Annotated in this window: 17 protein-coding genes and 7 pseudogenes; 10 read left to right on the top strand and 14 right to left on the bottom strand. The window is 56.3% G+C overall.

Annotation, left to right across the window (positions count from 1 at the left end; all coding sequences use genetic code 11):
* Positions 1-171: 171 nt before the first annotated feature.
* Entirely contained in the window at positions 172-1,080 is a 909-nt protein-coding gene (locus ACSQ3G_RS31030) for a nucleotidyltransferase and HEPN domain-containing protein (RefSeq protein WP_436113072.1), read from the bottom strand.
* A gap of 91 nt (positions 1,081-1,171) precedes the next feature.
* Between ACSQ3G_RS31030 and ACSQ3G_RS31025 the strand changes: the two are divergent.
* The 3 genes and pseudogenes from ACSQ3G_RS31025 to ACSQ3G_RS31015 form a co-directional block, all read left to right on the top strand.
* Positions 1,172-1,777 (top strand): annotated as a pseudogene (locus ACSQ3G_RS31025) (DUF7256 domain-containing protein); the annotation flags it as partial.
* A gap of 640 nt (positions 1,778-2,417) precedes the next feature.
* Entirely contained in the window at positions 2,418-2,750 is a 333-nt protein-coding gene (locus tag ACSQ3G_RS31020) for a hypothetical protein (RefSeq protein WP_436113259.1), read from the top strand.
* Positions 2,738-2,983 (top strand): SMI1/KNR4 family protein, encoded by a 246-nt coding sequence (locus ACSQ3G_RS31015; protein WP_436113245.1) that lies wholly within the window; start codon positions 2,738-2,740, stop codon positions 2,981-2,983. The genes ACSQ3G_RS31020 and ACSQ3G_RS31015 overlap by 13 nt, the downstream gene beginning before the upstream one ends.
* Positions 2,984-3,000: 17 nt before the next feature.
* Here the strand turns inward: ACSQ3G_RS31015 and ACSQ3G_RS31010 are convergent, their stop codons facing one another.
* The 5 genes and pseudogenes from ACSQ3G_RS31010 to ACSQ3G_RS30990 form a co-directional block, all read right to left on the bottom strand.
* On the bottom strand, positions 3,001-3,444 hold the full coding sequence (locus tag ACSQ3G_RS31010; RefSeq protein ID WP_436113071.1) for a hypothetical protein: 444 nt from the start codon (positions 3,442-3,444) through the stop codon (positions 3,001-3,003).
* 147 nt (positions 3,445-3,591) lie between these two features.
* A pseudogene (locus ACSQ3G_RS31005) lies at positions 3,592-3,947 on the bottom strand (site-specific integrase); the annotation flags it as partial.
* A 98-nt stretch (positions 3,948-4,045) separates the two neighbouring features.
* A complete protein-coding gene (locus tag ACSQ3G_RS31000) occupies positions 4,046-4,468 on the bottom strand; it encodes a type II toxin-antitoxin system VapC family toxin (RefSeq protein WP_436113070.1) in 423 nt (140 codons plus the stop codon).
* Positions 4,465-4,731 (bottom strand): type II toxin-antitoxin system Phd/YefM family antitoxin, encoded by a 267-nt coding sequence (locus tag ACSQ3G_RS30995; protein WP_436113069.1) that lies wholly within the window; start codon positions 4,729-4,731, stop codon positions 4,465-4,467. The genes ACSQ3G_RS31000 and ACSQ3G_RS30995 overlap by 4 nt, the downstream gene beginning before the upstream one ends.
* Before the next feature lie 93 nt (positions 4,732-4,824).
* Positions 4,825-5,038: pseudogene (locus ACSQ3G_RS30990) on the bottom strand (tyrosine-type recombinase/integrase); the annotation flags it as partial.
* Between the two features lie 511 nt (positions 5,039-5,549).
* Here ACSQ3G_RS30990 and ACSQ3G_RS30985 point away from each other — a divergent pair.
* Entirely contained in the window at positions 5,550-6,278 is a 729-nt protein-coding gene (locus ACSQ3G_RS30985) for a hypothetical protein (RefSeq protein ID WP_436113068.1), read from the top strand.
* A 27-nt stretch (positions 6,279-6,305) separates the two neighbouring features.
* Complete coding sequence (locus tag ACSQ3G_RS30980; protein WP_436113067.1) at positions 6,306-6,701, top strand: hypothetical protein; 396 nt, start codon at positions 6,306-6,308, stop codon at positions 6,699-6,701.
* A gap of 32 nt (positions 6,702-6,733) precedes the next feature.
* Here the strand turns inward: ACSQ3G_RS30980 and ACSQ3G_RS30975 are convergent.
* Positions 6,734-7,021: pseudogene (locus ACSQ3G_RS30975) on the bottom strand (recombinase family protein); the annotation flags it as partial.
* 116 nt (positions 7,022-7,137) lie between these two features.
* Between ACSQ3G_RS30975 and ACSQ3G_RS30970 the strand changes: the two are divergent.
* From ACSQ3G_RS30970 to ACSQ3G_RS30960, 3 genes are all read left to right on the top strand, one after another.
* On the top strand, positions 7,138-9,663 hold the full coding sequence (locus ACSQ3G_RS30970) for a tyrosinase family protein (RefSeq protein ID WP_436113066.1): 2,526 nt from the start codon (positions 7,138-7,140) through the stop codon (positions 9,661-9,663).
* Positions 9,664-9,673: 10 nt separating this feature from the next.
* Entirely contained in the window at positions 9,674-10,021 is a 348-nt protein-coding gene (locus ACSQ3G_RS30965; RefSeq protein WP_436113065.1) for a hypothetical protein, read from the top strand.
* A gap of 405 nt (positions 10,022-10,426) precedes the next feature.
* Positions 10,427-11,296 (top strand): hypothetical protein, encoded by an 870-nt coding sequence (locus ACSQ3G_RS30960; RefSeq protein ID WP_436113064.1) that lies wholly within the window; start codon positions 10,427-10,429, stop codon positions 11,294-11,296.
* Positions 11,297-12,081: 785 nt separating this feature from the next.
* On the opposite strand, the pseudogene rplI reads toward ACSQ3G_RS30960, so the two are convergent.
* The 7 genes and pseudogenes from rplI to ACSQ3G_RS30925 form a co-directional block, all read right to left on the bottom strand.
* Positions 12,082-12,654 (bottom strand): annotated as a pseudogene (gene rplI, locus ACSQ3G_RS30955) (50S ribosomal protein L9); the annotation flags it as partial.
* A gap of 68 nt (positions 12,655-12,722) precedes the next feature.
* Positions 12,723-13,766, bottom strand: coding sequence for a CHAT domain-containing protein (locus ACSQ3G_RS30950; protein WP_436113063.1), 1,044 nt, complete (start codon positions 13,764-13,766; stop codon positions 12,723-12,725).
* Positions 13,767-14,005: 239 nt separating this feature from the next.
* Positions 14,006-14,607 (bottom strand): annotated as a pseudogene (locus tag ACSQ3G_RS30945) (site-specific integrase); the annotation flags it as partial.
* 51 nt (positions 14,608-14,658) lie between these two features.
* Positions 14,659-15,787, bottom strand: a pseudogene (locus ACSQ3G_RS30940) (site-specific integrase).
* Complete coding sequence (locus ACSQ3G_RS30935; RefSeq protein WP_436113062.1) at positions 15,784-16,023, bottom strand: prevent-host-death family protein; 240 nt, start codon at positions 16,021-16,023, stop codon at positions 15,784-15,786. Before ACSQ3G_RS30935 ends, ACSQ3G_RS30940 begins: the two are co-directional and overlap by 4 nt.
* A gap of 11 nt (positions 16,024-16,034) precedes the next feature.
* Entirely contained in the window at positions 16,035-16,412 is a 378-nt protein-coding gene (locus ACSQ3G_RS30930) for a type II toxin-antitoxin system VapC family toxin (RefSeq protein WP_436113061.1), read from the bottom strand.
* Entirely contained in the window at positions 16,409-16,702 is a 294-nt protein-coding gene (locus tag ACSQ3G_RS30925; RefSeq protein ID WP_436113244.1) for a type II toxin-antitoxin system Phd/YefM family antitoxin, read from the bottom strand. The genes ACSQ3G_RS30930 and ACSQ3G_RS30925 overlap by 4 nt, the downstream gene beginning before the upstream one ends.
* 190 nt (positions 16,703-16,892) lie before the next feature.
* On the opposite strand from ACSQ3G_RS30925, the gene ACSQ3G_RS30920 reads away from it, so the two are divergent.
* Positions 16,893-18,023, top strand: a complete 1,131-nt coding sequence (locus ACSQ3G_RS30920) for an RHE_PE00001 family protein (protein ID WP_436113060.1) — start codon at positions 16,893-16,895, stop codon at positions 18,021-18,023.
* 166 nt (positions 18,024-18,189) lie between these two features.
* Positions 18,190-20,217 carry an ATP-binding protein gene (locus ACSQ3G_RS30915; RefSeq protein WP_436113059.1) on the top strand — a complete coding sequence of 676 codons (2,028 nt, stop codon included), beginning with the start codon at positions 18,190-18,192 and terminating at the stop codon, positions 20,215-20,217.
* The last annotated feature ends 39 nt before the right edge of the window (positions 20,218-20,256 follow it).

Genomic DNA, 20,256 nt, shown 5'->3' with positions numbered 1-20,256 from the left:
TTCGGTTGCCGTTGGGAAAAATTCCAGTTCATGGGGATGCGTAGCCAAGTAGAAGGCTGACGCGGCTGAGCGCAAACGAGAACGCTTCCATACCCCGGGCCCGCTTCGACCAGGAGAGCCCCGCCTGTTGTTTGCCCAGCTAGTGCCGGATCGACAACAATCGATCCGGCACTAGTTGGGGCTGCTTTCCAAAGATTTCAGATGCTCGGAGCAGACCGATTTAACCAGGGCGAGCAGAATTTCAGTCCGCTCTCCCAGCCACGAGAGGGCCTCCTCGCTGATCTCGTAATGCTTCGAGTAGCGCGCCTTCACATAGGCTTCGTTCAGCGTGTTGAACCAGGCGCGCTCGCGGTGCTGATCGCGCGGGAACGCCTCGGCCAGACGCCGGTCCTGTTCCTCGGCGAGAGAGCGCAGGAACTTGATGTTGTGGGAAGGCGGACCATAGTTCGTCAACGTCAGCAGGACGCAGGAATAGGCTTGCTCGAGCGATTGATGGAGAAGAAACGCAGCTTCTTTGTTGCGGCCCCTGCTGAGCGTGTATTGCGAGGTATCAAGAAAGCCGACCGCGGTGGGATAACGTTCTTCAAAATGCTCCCTCGCGATTCTCGAACGATCTGCCGGCGACAGCGGCTGCGGCTCCGCCAGCGGCTCGTCATCCAGTTCATAGAGGATGATGCCTTCCTTGCGGATGTCGGAGAAGAAGTACTGTCCCTCCTTCAGGTAGGTGTTCACCTCGCGCCTGGAATGGACGATGAAACTTACCGGTGTTTCGATCGACGTGTCGCGGATCAGCCGGTCGGCGGCCTTGTACCAATAGTCGGCGAATTCGCAGAGCCTGCGGTCGTTGACGATGATCAGCAAATCGAAGTCGGAGCGATAGCCTTTCATGGTGAACGGCTCGTCGACCCATCCACCCTTGGCATAGGAGCCGAACAGGATGATCTTCAGGATCCGGCCGCGCTTCTTGAAGCCGGCCGTGCCCTGTTTCAGGGCGTCCTCGAATTCCTCGTGCAGGACTTCCAGGACCCTGCCGAGTTCTCGCTGTTTGCGCGGGGGCATATGATCGAGCGACGATTTCATGACCAATCGATAGGTGAAAGAACCCGCACCGTCCACTGGCAGTTCTGTTAGTCCCACACCGGAATGCGAGTTTGATCCCGGTGCTCCAGCGATGGACGGCGGCCCGACGTTACACCTGCTCATGATCCTGGGCTGCGATGCAGACCTTTTCCGGATGATCTCGATCGCCTCCGATGGCGCGCTGACAACTTCGCCTCCGGTGGCTATCCAATCTACTTCGATGGAATACGCGCTTCCATCAGACGTCGGCTGCTACCCCGCCACGCTGAGCCTTCAACCTCCCGCTACGTCATTGCCCTGTCTCCAACCCGTCCTATCTCTTGCGCGGGACGGTCAGCGAGAGATGACGCGCATGCCGATAGACAATGCGAGATTGGCTCCGATGCAGCCGGGTGTATCTGTGGAGGAGCTGAAGGCGGCTTTGGGGACGAGCTGGAAGGAGCCGAGCCTACAGGCGGAAGGCCATCTGCATATCGAGGAATTCGGCACGCGCATTACCGCCGATGGCAGGCTCGGCGAGGTTCATTTCCGCGCCCCCTTCGAACTTCCCCCTATCCATGGCGTCAGGATGGGAATGCCGGCCGAAGAGCTGCATCGGCTTTATCCCGGTGTCGAGCGCATCTCGGACGAGCGGGAGAAATATGGCTGGACCATGCTGGAGACAAACCTGTCGGATACGCTCACGCTCGGCGTCGGCATCAGAGAGGATGTCGTCAGGATCATCAGTCTCACGGATCCGACGGCGGTCTATCCGGAGCGGCCCTATAAATATGCCGATCCCAGCCTCACCAAGGCCTATGACCTGACGATGACCGATCCTGTCGATCTCGCCCGCCGTCCCGATAGCGGCTGGTGCTATGGCCGCCCGCCGGGCATCGATGCCAGGAGATGGCCGGTCAGCGCTACCAACGGTATGCCGCTTCGCCACGCCTTCACGGTGAAACTGCCGCCGCAATATCGCACGCTCGGCGAAGAGTATGTGGCGATCTCGCTCTTTGTCGACGAACAATGGGAAACGCCCCCGGCAGGCGGAAATGTGGACACCGGAGGTGCGCGCCGGGCCGATCCGCGCCGCTTCGACATGGAATTCATGGACAACGCCTACGTTCTCTTCTGGCTGACGGAAGAGGAGTTTGCAGCACCGCTCGGTGCACCGCCGGCCATCGGGGGCGCTCCTGTTCCCGGCTGGCTCTCGAAATCGCCGCTCGATTATTTCGGCGAATTCAACCTACCGAGAACGGTGGCCGAGCAGCAGGCGAAAAGCGTCTTTTCGCCCGGCGGACTGGCCGTCAACGAGCTTCTGGCCGCAGCGCGGCCTGCGAGGGGGCTGGAAGAACTTGCCGGGAACAGAAGCGCTCGACTACGGTTGGCCGATCGAGATCACCTTGCGCGAGGGCGACCCGAATGTCGGAAAGCCAGCGCGCGAATTCAGGCACGAAAACGAGGTCAGCGGCTATATCGCCGCCTATTCCGAAGAAGGCCAGGCTTTAGGGCTGGAGCGCTTTCAGGACTGGCACGCCCATCTCGGCGGCACGATGTTTCCGATGCAGGGTTATCCCGATTTCTCGCCCTTCTACATCGAGGTCTCGGAGATCTTCGGCGGCTTCAATTTCGGCGACGGTGTCGCCCAGATCGACCTCAAGGAGATGAAGCTCGAATGGGCCTGCTGATGCTGGAGAAATTTGTAAACGGTTGCCAGTTGCCGGGTGCAAGCCCGGCTGAAATCGCGGCCTGCGAGGCGAAACTGAAGGTTATCCTGCCGGCGGAGATCAAGGCCTTCCTTGCCGCCTCCAACGGCTTCAACGGAGAGCTCGGCCAAGGTTATCGGATCCTGTGGAGTGCGGCGGAACTCTCCGGGGCTGACGGCTACGAGATCTTCGAATTCAGCGACGACCAGCTGTGATCTCAACCCTGGCAGCTCTATCTCCATATCCGAAAAGGCGAAGGCAAACTGGACTCTAGCAACCTGGGAGAAGAGCCGAGCTGCACGGCTTTACAGCTCAGTTTGGTGACCAAGAGACAGGCCTCCAGATTACCTGCATAGGGATCCAGTGACCAAGCAATCTTCGGCGGATCAGTATTTCTGCTCGCCAAAGCCATGCCGCCAGACCAGCTTGGATCTATATCCGTTGACGGAATCAGCCTCCGCAAACATTCCAGCTTCGTGATGATCGTACGAATATTGACGTAGTAGACGCACCACCAAGTTTTATTTTGCTGATTGTCGATGGCGACGCTATGAAACCACCAAACGCGATCTATAAGCTGCGTACTGTGCGCGCGAAACTCGTAGCGATCGCCCATTTGGGCTGTGGCTTGCGTTGAGATAAAAAATATCACTCCGAAGAAAGCAGATTTGCTCATGACGCCCTCTTGGCCGTTATAAGGCAAATTCTACTATTTCATCGCGCGAACACATCGCCACCTTTTGACGTAGGCTAAGCCTTCCCGGTCCTGTGTCGAGACTTTGCTCCAGCAATCGACCTTGCGGCAGCTAGCCAAGTTTCGAGCGCGTCGACTGGCCGCCCGACCGCTGCGCCGAGTCGCGCTAGTGTAATAGCTCGAAGCCTGTTGCACCGAACGATGGCCTGACTGCTCCATCGCCTCGGGAAGCGGAAAACTCGCCGCTCTCGATCTTCGCGGCAACCATTCAAGCACTCAACGCTTTGACCGGCTTGCCGGTGAGATAGACGACTTCGTCGTGATCGCCGCTGCTGGTTTTGGTGCGGCCTAGATGAATGGCCAAAGAGGGGAGGGTGGGCCGTTCTCGACGACGTCGGTGCCTCGGTCTCTGCTCGATGCGAAGAGCGGCAATCTGGCTGCGCCGCCTTCCGCCGGATGCAAAAGACCATCAGGATTGCCCGGTCGCCGCTCATATGGTTTGCGCACATCGTAGGCCAACCCAAGGAACGAGCCTTCCTTGTCTCTCACAATCGAGCACCGAGATCGACAAACAAGAGCCCGATCAGTCCACCCATGGATCAATGATGTCTATTCCAAAGCCTTCGAAATCCTTGGTGTTGCGCGTCGCAAGGGTCAATTGGTGAGCGACGGCGGTAGCGGCAATTAGGCCGTCCATGGTGGCGAGCCCGCGACCACTTCGCTTGGCAAGAGCCATGAGATCACCCCAAGCCAAGGCGACAGGCGCTTCCACCGGAATAATCCTGTTTTCGAAGCGTTGAGGCAGATCATGCGTGAGCCATTCATCCAGGGCGTCGCGCTTTCGCCCAGGATCCATCAGCGCGACACCGCGGCGAATTTCTGCAATCGAGATGATACTGATGAACGTGCGGTCCTCGTCCAGCCCGTGGAGCCAGTTTAAAACACCTTCAGCGGGGCGGGGTTTTGTAACTTCCGACAGAACGTTCGTATCGAGAAGGAGTCTCATAGCGACAAGTCACGCGGCTCGTCGTTTTGTCTCTCAGTATCCAGATCGGCGCCACGCAGAGGCGATCCCAATAGATACTCCGCAAGCGATCCCCTGCGCGCAGTCTTCTTCTGCCACTCTTCGGCAGAAACGACCACCACGCTCGGCTTCCCATTGCGGGTAATGGTCTGAGGCGCCAACTGCGCGCGCTCCATGACTTCCGAAAGCTTTGCCTTCGCGCCAGCGACCGTCCAGCTCATATCATCGTGCCTTGATGCGTGCATAGTCTCACCTGTAACCAACATGACTATAGTGACTATAGTGCGTGGGAAGTGAATCTGCAAGCGGGCGGTCGGGCGATAGAGGGCAGGCGCCAGCTATAGCCCTGAAGCCTTGGTCAGATTCACGCGGAGGCAATCCCTTCGCCGCTGATATTTTCGGGTCATCTCGGCGGACGCGTGACCGAGCTGCTTCTGGACGTAACGCTCGTCGACCTCGGCCGAGGAGGCAAGGCCAGCGCGAAGGGAATGACCGGAGAACTTGAAGGCACTCGGTCTCGCTGAGGTCGCCGCGAACGCCGGCGGCTATAGCACACGTGCATAGCCTACAAGACGTTTGGGGGCCGGCGATGGATTGGCGACTTGCCGTTTGCCACGGTTTTCTCGCGCGCTTTTCGGGTGTCTTGTACAAGTAAGAAACGCGCGAGAAAATGACGCATTGCAAGCGTGGATTAACACCGGAACGTGAGTCTTGCCTCATGCTCTTTCGTAGACCGGCTTCAGCCGACCGAGCGCCCACATACAGCATTTTATGGTTGGGATATTTTTCACGGTGTTGCCAGTTTGCAACTGACAGGTGATAGCTGGAGCTGATATTCAGTATTCGAGGCGGAATTCAAAATATTATCTGTGAGCGCTGCGGAACTTGATCTAATTCAAGATCGGCGAAGTATTCCTTTTGCTTGTGGGAGGCGATATTGAAAAGGACGCATCAGGCATCATTACTTTTGGCCAGCGTTGCATGTCTGCCATTGACCAGTTGCGGAACTTACATTCCGAGCCAACGCGACTGGCCCAACTCTAGCACCAGTGATGTTATCCGAATGAATACCACGCTGGTGCACAGCGTCGTATGCGAGCTTAGCTACGCCGTCACCCTCGCAATTAGAAACGACTTGGACTTGGCCTCGAGGAGACCTGGCGGCAAGGCGTACAGCGAATTTCTGCAACACTGGGGTGTCGAGGTTGCGACGGACCTAACGGTGTCGGAAAACTCCACCATCGCTCCGGGTTTCATCTGGACGCCAGATAAACCCATTTCCATCGGAGGCGGGGTGAGCGTTGGATCAGTTTCTACGAACGAAACCCAATACAATGTGTTCTTCCCACTCTCCGCCCTCTATAAGCCCAATCTATTTCGTCTTGACAATAAGACCCGGCCTTGCCGCAACCCGGATGGCAACAAAGAGGGCTCACCCCTCGTCGATATTGATCTTAAAATTCTTCCAACCTTGGAATCTCGCCTAGTAACCGTGCGACTGGGATTGGCCGGCGCCCCGAGTGCCGAAAACACGATCGTCGGAGAGAAAAACGTTCTGTCTCAAACCGTTTCGATCAAGGAATCGGTCTCTGGTAACATCACCCCGAAATGGGTCTTCACCACGAAATCCGTAAATCCCGACGGCACTTTCTTTAAGACCGGACGCGATCGTACACACCAGCTCGTCTTCACGTTTGGCCCGATGGCCCTTGGCACGAGATCATTGAACCCGCTCGCAGAAGCCTTCCATCTGAACCAGTTGGAACGAGCGGGACTGCGAAACGATCGGTAGGCAAAGTTTCGATAGAGGAGCAATGCGATGACGAAAGCGCGCAAGGGTAAGAGCGAACAAAAGATACGGTCCACTAAGGCGTCGGCTAAAGATGTTCCAACCCCGGAGCCGCCGGGTCGTCGTATACAGCGACGCAAAATTGAATCTGCAATCAAGCGGTTGAACGTAGCCACCTTGGCCGACGACCAGATCGAAGAGATTGTTCGTATTTGCACTGCAACGATGAACCTGCGAAAGGCCATAAACAGCAATGAGATTTTGTTATCGAAATCCGACGCTGCCGAGCTTTGCTATTTCAAGGCCGCAGACGACCCGATTGTAACGGTGATGAGGGGAGACTTCATCGTTCATAGTCCCAAGTACAGCCATCTGACCAAGGAGCAGGCTGAAGCTCTGGGTATTTTTCCATGTGCAAGAGGATAATCGCTGATAGACGATGTCGTTGCCTGATATCCACTGACGGCGAGAACGATTTCGCCCTCACGGAGGATCACGCCGCTCGCGATCCGACCGAGTGCCTTGGCAGCTTCCAGCCCCAACTTTGTTCGCTCGGCTATCAGGGCGCGCTCCAGTCGGGCAACGGCGCTCAGGACGAGTAGCGAGAACATACCCTGCGCTGTCGAAGTATCGTTCGGATCGCGCAGTGATCAGAAATCGATGCAGCGTCCCTCGAGGTTCTCGTTGACTTCGAGGAGATGACAAACGGATCGTACCAGGCGATCAAGTGGCACGGCGACGAGGACGCCGTCCCAAATTGCTACCAGTACGATCAGTTGAACGTGGTCACTCAATCTAATTGACAGGCATTCATCTGTGTTACATTTTGCAAATGGATGCTGGATCCTTTCATGGGGAGGCGATGATGGCGATCAGTCGGCGTGAGGTCCTTGGCGGAATATTTCTAGCATCTGCGGGGTTTCCCGTACCATCCGGAACGAAAACGGCGTTCGCGCAATCTGGCAATCTGCCAACGGTCGAGGTCGAGATCAACGGCACCTCCGCTCCGACCGATGATTACCTGACATGGGCACCAACACCAGCGCGAATTAGATTTACTGGCACCACGTCAGCACCAGTAGTGGTGACGCTGACAAACGACCCTGAGCAGCCGCTTCCTGAGGGGCGAACGCAGCCCCTTGATGGGCTAGTCGCGTTTGCCGACAAGGTCGCGCCCGGGGAAACCGCTACACAGCCAGCACTTCAAGTAACGCTGCCTCCAGACGGGAGCTGGGTCCCGTTCGTGGTCGCCGGGGCGTATCCGCGCGCCAGCACTGCAGACAAAGATGCGGTCATTGAGGTGCATTCCGGCGATGCTGCTGGACCGATCGTCGGCACGCACGCCGTCATGGTCCGCGTCAGGAAAAACATCGACAGTTTGACTCCGGCGGAACTCACCGCATTTCTCAAGGCGATGCGGGATCTGCACATGGAGGCGAACGGGTTCGAACTGTTTCCGATCATGCATGACCTTGCTTCACAGGGGAAGTTTCCCTACCAGGAAGCAAAGCTACCGAATGGCACGCTCAACCCAAAATATTGGCCAGATCAAGCCCATGGCGGCGCTGCTTTTCTACCCTGGCATAGGGCGTTCCTGCTACTCTTCGAACGTCGTCTGCAGGCGATCAATCCTGCGGTAACGATCCCCTATTGGCGCATCAATGCAGCCACCAAGGCGTTTGATCGTCAAATTCTCGGAACAAACCGGCGATCGGTGGACACATTCCAAACCGAGGTAATTTTCTCGCCGGCCAATTGGCTCTACGGTTGGAGCATTGCCTATAAGGATCTCAAGACGGTCATTCGCTCACCGAAGGACACGTCGTGGCTGAAGATGGGCAATGGGAAGCCGCTTATTGGTGACACGGAGCTCTTTGGCGCGACACCACCTTACCCGGACGCAGACAAGTTTGGGGAATTTAGGCGCGGCCTAGAGGATAATCCGCATAACTTCGGGCATGCTCTCCTGGGCGCCTGGCATGCAAACTGCCTTATTTCCCCATCAGATCCCTCATTTTGGCCGTTCCATGCCGAGCATGACCGGCTATGGGCTCAGTGGCAATGGCATTATGACCGGTTTGACACCGTCGGGACAAATACGGACAGCTACAACTTCATAGGGGCATTCATTCCCAACGATACAAAAGTCACTACGCTCGGGCACAATTTGAAAGATGCGATGTGGCCGTGGGATGGGACCTCAGGGCGGGTCGTAGATGACGATGAGAGCCGTGGCAATCGTCCCGATCAAAACCCGTTCGGCGCGTTTCCGAAGGCGGTGACGAACGGCACATGGCCAGCCGCCGACGCTCAGCCACGTCCGGCGGATATGATTGACTACTTTGGTTTGACCGGCGCACTGCCGCACGGAGTTGCCTATGATAACGTGCCGTTCGGTGTGAGGCCGCAGCCGCCCGTGGTTTCGGTCTCGGACTCAGTCTCCCTGGAAAGCGTGCTTGCAGAAACGATCCGGGATAGCCAAGCGCCTGTGGCTCGCCGATTTAAAGCCCTGACTATCCTCAGAAACTCAGGTCATTCGGAAACGGAAGCAATTTTAAAGTCCATAATGCAGGAGACGGCGTCGCCGAAGGATCTCCGTCAACTGGCAGCAGCCGATTTGATCGGAGGAGATCCAGCGCGCGGCGCAGAATTCGTGCTCGAGTTGCTACAACAACAATCTGATCAATCTGGCCCCTTAATGGCAGCGATCATCGAAGCTGCGCCCGTGATACACCATGGGAACGTTCCTAAACACTTGGCTCACCACGTTCATCATGCGCTCATGCGCGTTGCCACCGATGTGAGTAACGAACAGGCCGTGCCCGCGGCTGTTTCACTCGCGCAGATGAACGATCCGCATGCCCGGGTTTATCTGACCGATCTCTTGGCGGCACCCAGCATCCGCGGCTCCCTTCGAGCCCAGCTAGTCACGGCGTTGACGCTTGCGCCGGCGGGCACCACCCCCACTCTGAGTGATGTGCTTGCCAAAGCCATGGAGGAAAACGACACGGAGACGGCGCTTGCTGTCATTCGCGCCCTTGCCGGCGACAGCAACAGTCGCGCTTTGCGCCTGGAATTGGTGGACGCGGATGCTGATCCTCTTATCAACAGGGCCGCAATTCGCAGTCTTATGCGAGAAACACAGGACATTGTTCCTAAATTGCTGGCCTACATTGAAGCGGAATTAAATCCTGCCCAGCCAAACGGGAAGTGGGAATCAGCGGGTGCCTTCAGGATCGCTGTACAAACATTCCGACCATTCCCTGTGGCCACGGTCGACGAGTGGAAAACAAGAATTCAAACGGCTCGCGACAAGGCTCCGGCAACGGCCGCGGAATTCAAGGAAGCACTCACTATGACGCTCGAAGTCCTCGAACATACGGTATAGGGGAACGACTATGGCATGCTTTGCCGATGTCAAGAAAGTACTGGATACGCTAGCTAAAGGGCGTAATATTCCCCATATGAAACTATCTCATGGGGGCAATCTCTTCAGCTGGGATACCGCCGATGGGTTGAGAAAGGCGACTGCGGTGATATTCGGGTCGACCTATCGGCTGATTGACCCGTCGATGGTGGGTAATGGGCGGGCGGATGAAACATACCTGCTACAAGTATTGATGGGGCCGTTGGACGAAGAGGGAATACCTCGGATGCCATACTTGGGACCCTACGCCACCGGTCCGCAGATAAAAGTCATCCGCGAATGGATAAATTCAGGCGCGCTCAATGACGTCGAGACGTAATTCGTTTTCACATTGCCCATTCGTTTCGAGTTCATCCTTGGCTGCCATACCATTTCGGCGAGGATGGTGAAGGGCCGTGCCTTTTAACTTGGCGATTTGAATTCGGGTTGTAAGCGGAATTGGTTCCAGTCAAGGGTGTTCGCCTTCCACGTGTTCGTGGCGCTCGCCGCTTGGACATAGCTGCGCTCATGCCCTGAAGCAACTGGCGCTTAAGACGCGGAAAACAATGGAACAATTGGCTACTTCTATCGCGGTTGTAATGTGGGTTGCGCATAGTTTTGTTAAAAAAAGGGATCGTGCGTGGCGAAGCTCTCAAGCAAAGTTAGTATAACTATCAGAATTTTATTGGCGCCGTGATTTTTAAATTTGTCACTGTTGAAATCTAACGAGCTTACCGGAGGTAAAATGTTCGAATGCCTAAACAATACCGATGACGAGATAGCTAAAGCTCTTTTCAAAGAGGATGGGTTTATGATCCTCAAGACAGGCTTGCGTCCTAGCGAGCTCGCGCCAGGAGATATAGCTCGTCGCCGCTTTAAGCATAAGCAGACGAGACCGATCTTCGACAAAGCAGACAATCTGTTCGATCGTCCCTATCGTGGGACGATCGGAAGTGGTGCGTATCCTCGTCTTGGTCGAAGCGCAACAACCAAGCAGACCGTCAAGGCGGCCGTGTCACTCGCAAAAGTTTTAACGACCGCCAGTGTTCCATCCAGCAAGGTCAAAGCGGCCCTCGACCGAATGCGAGTCACAGAACTCGATATCAACCTCGCAGGCTGCAAGCGACTCTCAATCAGCCAGGGTGAAGCTGAGGCGGCGTTCAGGAAGATCACTCTGAATGACGTGGGACGCGCTTACCTGGATGAAGGTCAGAGCTTTTATCTCGTGCTTGAGACGATTCAAGCGAACGGCGCATATCTTGCTAAGGCTGACCGAAGTGAGATGAAGACGGGGATCGATTTTGATGTAGAGGAGTGGGCGGAAATTGGTTTTGCCTTCGATCAGGCGACGTCAACCGGCCACCAGATCCATATGCGGCGGATTTCTGAACCCGTAGTCGTCGCATTTCAGGCTGTCGAGTTGATTCGCGACAATCGCGCTGGCTTCTGGTTCCGAGGCTTGGAGAATACGATCTTGCAGAATCGCGGGGAGAATGCGTCTGCCGAGAATCTGGCCCTGGAGCGTGGCGGACGGACTATCCAACTGGCAAGTCTGGCTGATTTCGGAATTGATACCGAACTTCTGATCAGAACCGAAGATGAGTCTGAAAATTAGCGGAACGCTTCACGGACGGGTAGGTCAACCGTCTCAACCGAATGGTTGAACGACACTGTGATCGGTAGTCCAGTATGTTCGTGCAACTGATGCCTCTGAATCAAGAGATCCGCCTTTGCCGAGGTAATTACACCAGCCTCGGCATCCTTGTCAGGATATTGTTCAACTCCAAGGGCGATCGGACTCGATATCCTAAGATGACAATCTTCGATCTCGGTTTCGCGCAGCAGCAGGATTTGTCCGCCAACATCAAACGGCAGCTTCCTGCTGACCTTCACCACGACATGAACAATTTGGCGGTCTCCATTAGAACTTGGTGGCATTGAAGCGTCCATGTAGGAAAAATAGTTTACGCCGATATCTGAAAAGAGGTTCTGTAAACCTTGTCTGAACTCCGCCAGCTGTGTTCGAGACAATTGCTCTGGTGACGCCTGCGGGTCCAGATGGCCTCGATATTCGGGCGCGCTTAAAACAAGCGAATAGGCTGCTGCTCTGGCTTCTGTTGGCTCGGATACGAACATTCGTTCGTAAAGCCGCGCCGGAAGCGTAGATACCTCGAAGCCAGATGTTGCAGCATCTGGCTGCGAATTCTCGATCGGCATGGTATTTCCTCCCTCAAGGGAAAGGAGCAACTGCGACGCTTCTCTTATACTATCAAGTCGCTCACCTAGATCTGGTGAACTCATACGAGTCACAATACTACTAACAGATAGTTGCTGAGGCCTTAATGTCGAGAAATTCGCGCTAACTAATGGATTATAAACACGTTTCTCGGCGGCAATGTAGTTGTCATCGTCGTCCCAGTCGGCTTCCGGATCGAAGAAGTCTTCCGGACGCAGCGCATCTTCGTCCACGCCGTAGATGGCGTCGACGGAGGTGAGGCTTTCGCCCTTGGACTGGCGGCTGGCTTCTTCAGCGGAGCGGGCAACGTTCAGTTCAACCGAAACTTCGACTTCCGCATGCAGGTGCAGGACGACCTTGTGCAGGCCGATTTCCTTGATCGGGGTGTTCAGGTCGACCTGGTTGCGGCCGACGTTGAAGCCTTCGGCGGCAAGCGCCTCGACGATGTCGCGGGCAGCGACCGAGCCGTAGAGCTGGCCGGTTTCGACGGCGGCGCGAACCACGATGAAGGACTTGCCGTCGAGAACTTCGGCGACCTTGGAGGCTTCGCCCTTGCGCTCGAGGTCCCGGGCTTCGAGCGTGGCGCGTTCGGATTCGAAGCGCTTCTTGTTGGCTTCGTTGGAACGGAGAGCCTTGCCGAGCGGCAGCAGGAAGTTTCGGGCAAAACCGTCGCGGACCTTCACGACTTCGCCCATTTGACCAAGCTTTTTCAAGCGTTCAAGCAGAATTACATGCACCTAATTCAATCCTCCAGCAATCCGGCATGTTCAGGTGGGATGTTATCACACGATCTAACCTTGGGCTTTCACGCAGCATTGCCCTGTTTGAGCACCAAATCATCTTGGCCAATATACGTATATAGCAAAGCCATCGGGTGACCTTTCCGCTCGGTCATAGCCGCGCGCGTCGCGATCACGGCGTGGCGAGCCGACATCCTTTTGCCATTCAGGTTCGTATAGAGTTCGCGAGCGAATTCCGTTGCGAATGCGTCATCAACGGGACCAGTCGTGCATGTGATGCCCGAAGCGTTGTACTTTAGGAAGTGGCGCGCTACGGACGTATTGAAACTGGTCGAACCGATAACGGTGCCACACCCATTTAAGAAGACAAACGTCCCTGTGAAATCCGGCTTTTCTGGTGATGGCAAGTTGAGATGTTCTGAGCCAACAAGTGCCTTGCTTCGCAGTTGAAGATGGGGGCGATACCTGTTTCTTTCCTGGCGTTTCACGTGGCTGTTGATATGCAGCACCTGGTAGCGCGCGGAGATCCACTTCCTAAGTGCTTTCAGATCGTCGGAAGTCAGTAGCGAAGTGATGCCGGGAAGTACACTGGCAGTCACTCCGGTTGCAAGGTTCTCCGATATAACAGCAAATTCTTCAACATGCGGGCGCGTGACGGAGGCAGGGGTCTTGCAAGCGCTCGGCAATTCATCGTCCTCAGCATAACCGACCGGACAGAAACCGCCGTGACCGGTCGCGCCGGCTATAAGATTTCGCAACGGTGCGTCCGTCCGCGTACTCAACGTTTGCGGGCAAAGGTACCGTTCGCCAAGAAAAAATTCTTCGCCGTTGGCCTCGAGCAAACAAAAGTCCAACGGCAACTGCTGGGTGATGCCTATGTGCACCTGCTCAACTATTTTGGAACGAGTCGAACTAAGTCGTTCCACGAACAATGGTGCCTCTCCAGCAAAAAACGCTGCCGTCAAGTCGCGGCCCATTTCCTTGAGCTCAGCTAGAAAACTGGCACGATCTTCGTCAGTGTGGCCGGTCCAATCGTTGACCGCGTGGCAGAACCGCTGCAGTTTCTGTTCCGCGACTAGCAAGGCTTCACTGACGATATCGTATGTCAACGAACGACATATCGGATCCCCATCGCTTCGACCGATCCTCCATTCAAACTGCTCAGGCCCACGCGAGAATGTGATCCTCTGCACAACAGGGCCAAACTTCTGAAGCGGTACGCAGATCATGAGGCCTCGAGTGCTTGTATGTCTCTGACAACATAGGAAGCTCATAGTATGGATGACAGAGCTGCTGTCAATTGCACACAGAATATTGATGCAACCTTGTGCCACCATCGACGCTAGGAGCCGATGAACAGCATGGCGCGGTCACGCAGGCCGCGGAGTGTGCCGCGATCGAGCGTTTCGACCATGGCGATGAGATCTTCTGTCAGCATCGCCTCTTTCTGGACTGGAGGTCGCGCGTGACTTTTTCGGATGTCAGACAGCACCGTGGCAATATGACGATCCTTTCGTTCGAGTGTCAGGCCGCACTGGGCATAATTCCAGGACAAGGAGGAAAGGCGGCGCTCGATCGTCGACACGGAGTTCGCCTTCGTCCCGCGCTCGGCTGCGCCGGAAGCGCAGGCCGTGATATAGAGGCCGACAGTCTGCGGATGCGGTGGTAGGGGAGCGAGGCCGGACCGCCGGCACCAGGCGGAAAAAATGCTTCCAGTCCGAGGCATAGGCTTTGCGGGTATTGGCGGAACTGGCCGCCTCGACATAGCCGCGCGCCCGATCAGCAAGACTGGCGAGATGGGTTGGCGCCCTGTCCTCGTCGCAGGGGAGGTGAGGGGCTGCCGCTCGGCACCTAAGGCGCGAAACATCACGCACAGGCGCCGTGCTGAGAGACGGCGCTGATATGTCCTCGAAGTGATTTTTCGTCGTTCTGTTCGATGATTTGGGTCATCTCACTAAAATGAGAAGAATGTCCCCTAAATCGTTGTTGGACGTTTAGCAGCTACAGCAACCGCGCCGCCCTCCCACTTCGCCGTGTCGCGTTGTTATAGTAGGACGACGCCTGCTGAACCGAGCGATGCCGTGATTGCTCCATCGCTTCCGGGAGGGGAACCCCGCGATTGGCCGCTTCGGTCAGATACCCCGATCGCAGGCCATGTGCTGAAATCTCCCCACTGTCCAATCCAGCCATCACCGCCCGCTGTTTCAGGATCGCGTTGATCGACTGCGGATCGAGCGCCCGCCGCGAGACATTGTCCCAGCGATCGATTTTTCGGAACACACTGCCTGTTTCGATCCTGGCAGCTTCGAGCCAGGCATCCAGCGCCTCGACCGGCTGGCCGGTGAGATACACGACTTCATCGTGATCGCCGTTGCTGGTTTTGGTGCGCCCGAGATGAATGGCAAGGGAGGGGAGGGTGGCTCCATTCTCGACCGGTATGGGCGGCTCGACGGTCAATTGTTCGCACCGCAATCCGGCAACCTCGCTGCGCCGGCGGCCGCCAGAAGCGAAGGCTACCATCAGGATCGCCCGATCGCGGATATCGCGCAGACCGCCACTCGGAACAGGTCGCCAGCATTTTGGCCAGCACATCGCCAGTCACTGCGTTGGCGCTCCTGCGCCTTCTCGGTCGCAGTGTCGCACGGACAGCGAGCCGGATGGCGGACTTGAGAGCAGGGGAGGCAAAAGCGCCGGTCATCCCGCGCCATTTCGTCAGGGTCGACCAGGTGGCCAGACGCCGGCGCACCGTATCCGGCGCATGCGGGCCTATCACCCTTAGAAAGCCCTGGCCGCGAAGGTTTCGTTCGACCTCTACCGGAATCCCATGGTCCGGATCGCTTTCGCGCTTTGCCGGATCCCACAGATGATGGGCAACGAATTTCAACAACAGCGCCTCGGGCGCCGGCCACGGCAGAGAGCGGCCCGTGGCTGCCAGCGACCAGGCCTGCAGATAGGCGAGATCCGAGGTGAGGGCGCGCAAAGTGTTTTCGCCCACGCCTTCGTTGACGAGGTGTCGAAGCGTTTCGACATTCTGATCGGTCAGAAGCTCGGCGAGTTCGTCGCGCCGTTCCAGCGGCAGCACAGCGGCGATGGTGTCGAGTTCTTTCGCGCGGCGATCGATGGCGTTCATTTTGGCAGACCGTGCTCGTCATAAAAATCGTCGTGATTTGATGTGCTGCTGGCCGGCACGGTTGTACGACCTTCTACCATCAGAGCCGATAGCTTTTCCCCAGGATCCGGGCCTTTCGGGATCGGCTTCATTTTTATAATGGGAGTCCCATCACGGCAGATCAGGATCTCATCGCCGCGTTCAAACAATTCCTCAAATCGGTCGAAGGTCTCTGCAATTTCAACAAGGACTTTCATTTTTGGCAATCTCACCAGACTCGTTCATGAAGCACTGCATCGAACACGACATCCGTCGAGACGAAAGCGCAGTGTTCGAGCCGGGCCTGTGCCGCCAGGATCCGGTCCCACGGGTCGCGATGCTCCCAGTCAAATGCAGCAGCCAGTTCGGCATGCAAATCGCTGATGGCCAATGTCTGCAGACCGCTGGTTGTCACCGCAGCCCGCAATTCCTGCGGTTTCAGATCAAGTTTTTTGAGGCGCATCTTGTTGTTCAGCTCATAGAAAGAGACGGCGCTCACGAGGATAACGTTGGCCTTGTCCCCGATGAGCAATCTGGCTCTTGTCGACAGGCGGTCACTGCCGATCGTCCACCAGTAGACCACGTGGCTATCAAGCAGGATTTTCACGAGCGATTCTCGTCATCGGGGAGGGGACCGCGAAAGACGCCGGTATCGTCGTTCCAGTCACCGGCGTCGATCGCCGCCTGATCCGCATCGTGATCGTCGAACAGGTCGTCGGGCAGACCACGCTGGCGCAGCAGGCCGAACGGCCGCTTGCCACCGGCTTCAGCCGGGCCGATGCGGGCGTAGACATCATTGCCCCGCATGATGATGATCTCCTCGCCCCGGTTGGCGCGTTCGAGTACCTCGGCAAAGTTCTTGCGGGCCTCACTGATCTTGTAGCTGGTTTGCGTCATGGTTTTGGGCTCCGGCAGCGCTTTTTCCGCAAAGATAGCATGTCGCTCATCAGCGTACAGATGCACTGTACGCATCACCTCTGATAACCTGTACTTATCGATGGTTATAACCTCAACTATCGACTATACCATCTGGCGAACCGTAATATTTAGATAGAGTTCCTGTAAGAAATCATTTACCATAAATTCAATGCCTTATGATCTCGCGAAAATCAGCATAACAGCCCTGATGCAGCCGGCTTTTGACGCCGGCGTCGCTCTCACGCGTCTGGACGAGCGGGTGGCCCGTTCGAAGGTCGGCCAGGGCTGGATCGAGCGCACCCAGTTCACCGATGCCTGCGCCTCGCTGTGGATCGATGGCGAACTCGTTCACCTGGAAGACCTCGTCCTCCACGACGCCACCCGCGATATTCGCACACCCACCCACGAACTCACCATCGCCCGCGATGTGCTGCGCACTCGCCGGCGCATTGCCGCCCAACCACCTGGTTGGGCGCTATCGGCCGACGGCATTCGAACGCTCCGGCAGACGGAGGCAGTGACGTCGAGCGGCGTCGGCGAAGCAGAGGCGGCTGGCGCCACCCGGCGCGAGACCACGCTTGATCCGGAAGGGGAGGGGCAAGATGGTGATGACGCGGAGGATCCACCCGGCGTCGACTATGCCGCCATTGATGCGGTGCTGGCTCGATCCGAGGCGGCGATCGAGAACGCAAGGCGGCCCGGCCGTGGCGGCGGCCAAGAAAAAGATCCGATAATCTATGATCTCGACTGGGACGAGGATGCGCGGCTTGACGAATGGCGCGGCGTGCTGCGGCAGGCAGAAAACCTGCCGGCGGTGCTGCAGGCGATCGTCACCCTCGATGCCTGGAACGAACTTTCCGTCCTTCAGCACGCGCCCTGGCTCGGCCGGCTGCTGGCCGCGTCGATATTGCGCCAGGCAGGCGTTACCACCGGTGCCCATCTCGCCGCCGTCAATACCGGCCTGAGAACCATCCCGGTGGATCGGCGCCGGCATCGCGATCGCGAGACCCGGCTGCTTGCCATCGCCCATGGCCTGCTTGCTGCTGCCGAGATTGGCTTGAAAGAGCATGACCGGCTGACGCTGGCGAAGGCAATGATGGACCGAAAGCTGGACGGGCGCCGGACATCGTCGAAACTGCCGGAGCTGGTCGAGTTGGTCATGGCAAAACCGCTGGTGTCGGCCGGGATGGTGGCCAAGACGCTGGAGATGACGCCGCAGGCGGCGCGGCGGATTGTTTTGGAGCTTGGCCTCAGGGAGATGACGGGGAGGGGGAGGTTTCGGGCATGGGGAATTCTATAACACGCAAGGAAACTTTATTTGTCGTGTTCGCGTCAGGTCGATTGCGAATAGATCTAATTACCGCTTAGATTGTGTTCTACTTGGGGAGCAGCCTGTGCCATCATTGCGAACAAATCTCGTTAAACGAATTGATCGTTTACCGAAGCCATCGAATACGGCTGATGCCATGCAACCGTTGTTCGAAGCCGTTAGCAACTCTATCCACTCAACACAGGATCGTTTCCGCGAGAATGTGGCCCGCGACGGCCGCGTTGTTGTTACCATCGTCACAGGTCGAAAGCAGGCGCCAGTGAAGATTGTGGTTGAGGACAACGGCAATGGTTTAGACGAACGCAACTTTGAAGCATTCTCTACCACTGATACTGACAACAAGTACGCCCGTGGCGGGAAGGGCGTTGGTCGTCTTCTGTGGCTGGATTGCTTTGAAGGGATAAAGGTCAACAGCGTCTACGCTGAAGGGGAGGCTGTGAAGCGGAGGAGCTTCAGGTTTGTCTTGTCGTTGTCAGATCAGATCCAGGATTACAGCGAGGAAAACCTGGGGAACTCGACCACTGACACAGGCTTTCTTGTGGAGTTCGACGGGTTACGCGACAATCCGTATCGAGCAAAATTTCCGGGCCGGGCAAGCTACGTATTTCAACATTTTACATCTCATTTCCTTCCAACATTCATCGGTTCCAGGTCGCCTCGAGTGACCGTTCACTGCGGAGACGAGACACGACACTACCCGGACGAGATCAACTCGGTTATCCATCGAAAAGAGGTAATTCCGAGCATCGAAAGCGCCGAGTATGGCGAGCTTAGTCTCACACTCATGGAATGCGACAAGATTGCCAGCGCTGACTTGCAGGGCTCACATTTCGTCCATTTCATTGCTCATGACCGTACCGTTCATTCTCATAAGATAGACGGCAAGCTGGGCTTAAAGTTCTTCGGCGAAAAGAGCGATCGAGTTTTCCATGCCGTACTGACGGGCGCCTACCTCGACAAGAACGTCAACCAAGAAAGAACCAAATTTCAGTTTGAGGACGCTGTCCTGGACGACATCGTCAACGATGTCTGCTTCTCCTACATCGAAGCTTTTCTCGCGGCGCCATTGGCGGCTCTCCGCCAAGACCAGCGCACGCGCGTCAGAGCGATAACGGAATCATACCCATCTGTTGCGTTTGGCGACATCGATGATCTCCAGGACAAGCTTCCATCGGGCGAGTTGAATGACGACGCAATATTTGGTCATCTTTCACGTGAACGGTTTCGGCGTGATCAGCGGCAAGCGGAGAAAATCCGGAAAGTTCTGGAACGGCTTAAAGAGCCATCAGTCGATGTGAACACCTTCTCGGCCGCAATTGAAGCCGCAGGCAAAGCCATCGAGGAAACCGAGCAGAAAAGCCTGGCGGAGTATATTGTTCGCCGAAAGGTGGTTTTGGATTTCATGGAAATCTTGCTCGAAAAAGTCCGCGATGATTCCCGTGATAGTAGTTACCAGCGAGAGGACATTCTGCATTCATTCATTTGCCCCTTAAGGATAAACACGTTGGCAGATGGGGCGAGGAAGGTCGTGCCTGCATCGTCGCATGACCTCTGGATCATCGACGAGAGATTGACGTTCGCGCAATATTTCAGCTCAGACGACGAGTTTCACAACCTGACCAGCGCCGTGGACAGTGATGAGCGGCCGGACGTTCTCATATTCGATCATGTACACGGTCTACGGCAGACCGACGACCCGTCACGGGTCTTGCTCGTTGAGTTCAAGCGCCCAGGTAGGACGAGCTACGCAGACGACGAAAATCCCCAGCATCAAGTAGAGCGTTATGTGCGTCGGCTGCTGGGCGGCGGGCAGATCGACGTACGCGGGAGGCCCATTAAACTGAAAGAGGACACAGTTTTCTATTGCTTCATTGTCGCCGATATTGTGGGAAAAATGGATGACTGGACCTATTCCTGGGATCGAACAGCAGACGGTCGAGGTCGCTTTTACCAGCCACGTAGCGGTTTCAAAGGATCGATAGAGCTGATTGGCTGGGATACGCTTTTGAATGACGCACGCGAGCGAAACCAAGCATTTTTCGATCGAGCAGGAATTTCCGGTAAAAGCTTCTTCGTTGAAGCACAAGAAGTTGCGCACGAGCGCCTTCGCGAGCCAGTTGCTGAATCAGTGAATTCCAAGCTGGAGACCGTTGATGGTTCGTAGATCCGGTCAAAAGTGCACTGCTCGTGTGTCGGCTACCAC

The organism is Neorhizobium tomejilense, from assembly GCF_964254135.1.
GTDB classification, from domain to species: domain Bacteria; phylum Pseudomonadota; class Alphaproteobacteria; order Rhizobiales; family Rhizobiaceae; genus Neorhizobium; species Neorhizobium tomejilense.
Note: the sequence above shows the minus strand (reverse complement) of the source record. Positions and strands in the feature narration are given on the sequence as shown.

What these genes read in the sequence shown, in the direction of transcription:
- ACSQ3G_RS31015 (WP_436113245.1), top strand. Translation starts at nt 2,738, where the DNA reads ATGGGCCTGCTGATGCTGGAGAAATTTGTAAACGGTTGCCAGTTGCCG.
- ACSQ3G_RS30995 (WP_436113069.1), bottom strand. Translation starts at nt 4,731, where the DNA reads ATGCACGCATCAAGGCACGATGATATGAGCTGGACGGTCGCTGGCGCG.
- ACSQ3G_RS30920 (WP_436113060.1), top strand. Translation starts at nt 16,893, where the DNA reads ATGCCTTATGATCTCGCGAAAATCAGCATAACAGCCCTGATGCAGCCG.
- ACSQ3G_RS30970 (WP_436113066.1), top strand. Translation starts at nt 7,138, where the DNA reads ATGATGGCGATCAGTCGGCGTGAGGTCCTTGGCGGAATATTTCTAGCA.
- ACSQ3G_RS30985 (WP_436113068.1), top strand. Translation starts at nt 5,550, where the DNA reads ATGAATACCACGCTGGTGCACAGCGTCGTATGCGAGCTTAGCTACGCC.
- ACSQ3G_RS31010 (WP_436113071.1), bottom strand. Translation starts at nt 3,444, where the DNA reads ATGAGCAAATCTGCTTTCTTCGGAGTGATATTTTTTATCTCAACGCAA.
- ACSQ3G_RS30935 (WP_436113062.1), bottom strand. Translation starts at nt 16,023, where the DNA reads ATGAAAGTCCTTGTTGAAATTGCAGAGACCTTCGACCGATTTGAGGAA.
- ACSQ3G_RS30925 (WP_436113244.1), bottom strand. Translation starts at nt 16,702, where the DNA reads ATGACGCAAACCAGCTACAAGATCAGTGAGGCCCGCAAGAACTTTGCC.
- ACSQ3G_RS30915 (WP_436113059.1), top strand. Translation starts at nt 18,190, where the DNA reads ATGCAACCGTTGTTCGAAGCCGTTAGCAACTCTATCCACTCAACACAG.
- ACSQ3G_RS31000 (WP_436113070.1), bottom strand. Translation starts at nt 4,468, where the DNA reads ATGAGACTCCTTCTCGATACGAACGTTCTGTCGGAAGTTACAAAACCC.
- ACSQ3G_RS30980 (WP_436113067.1), top strand. Translation starts at nt 6,306, where the DNA reads ATGACGAAAGCGCGCAAGGGTAAGAGCGAACAAAAGATACGGTCCACT.
- ACSQ3G_RS30965 (WP_436113065.1), top strand. Translation starts at nt 9,674, where the DNA reads ATGGCATGCTTTGCCGATGTCAAGAAAGTACTGGATACGCTAGCTAAA.
- ACSQ3G_RS30960 (WP_436113064.1), top strand. Translation starts at nt 10,427, where the DNA reads ATGTTCGAATGCCTAAACAATACCGATGACGAGATAGCTAAAGCTCTT.
- ACSQ3G_RS31030 (WP_436113072.1), bottom strand. Translation starts at nt 1,080, where the DNA reads ATGAAATCGTCGCTCGATCATATGCCCCCGCGCAAACAGCGAGAACTC.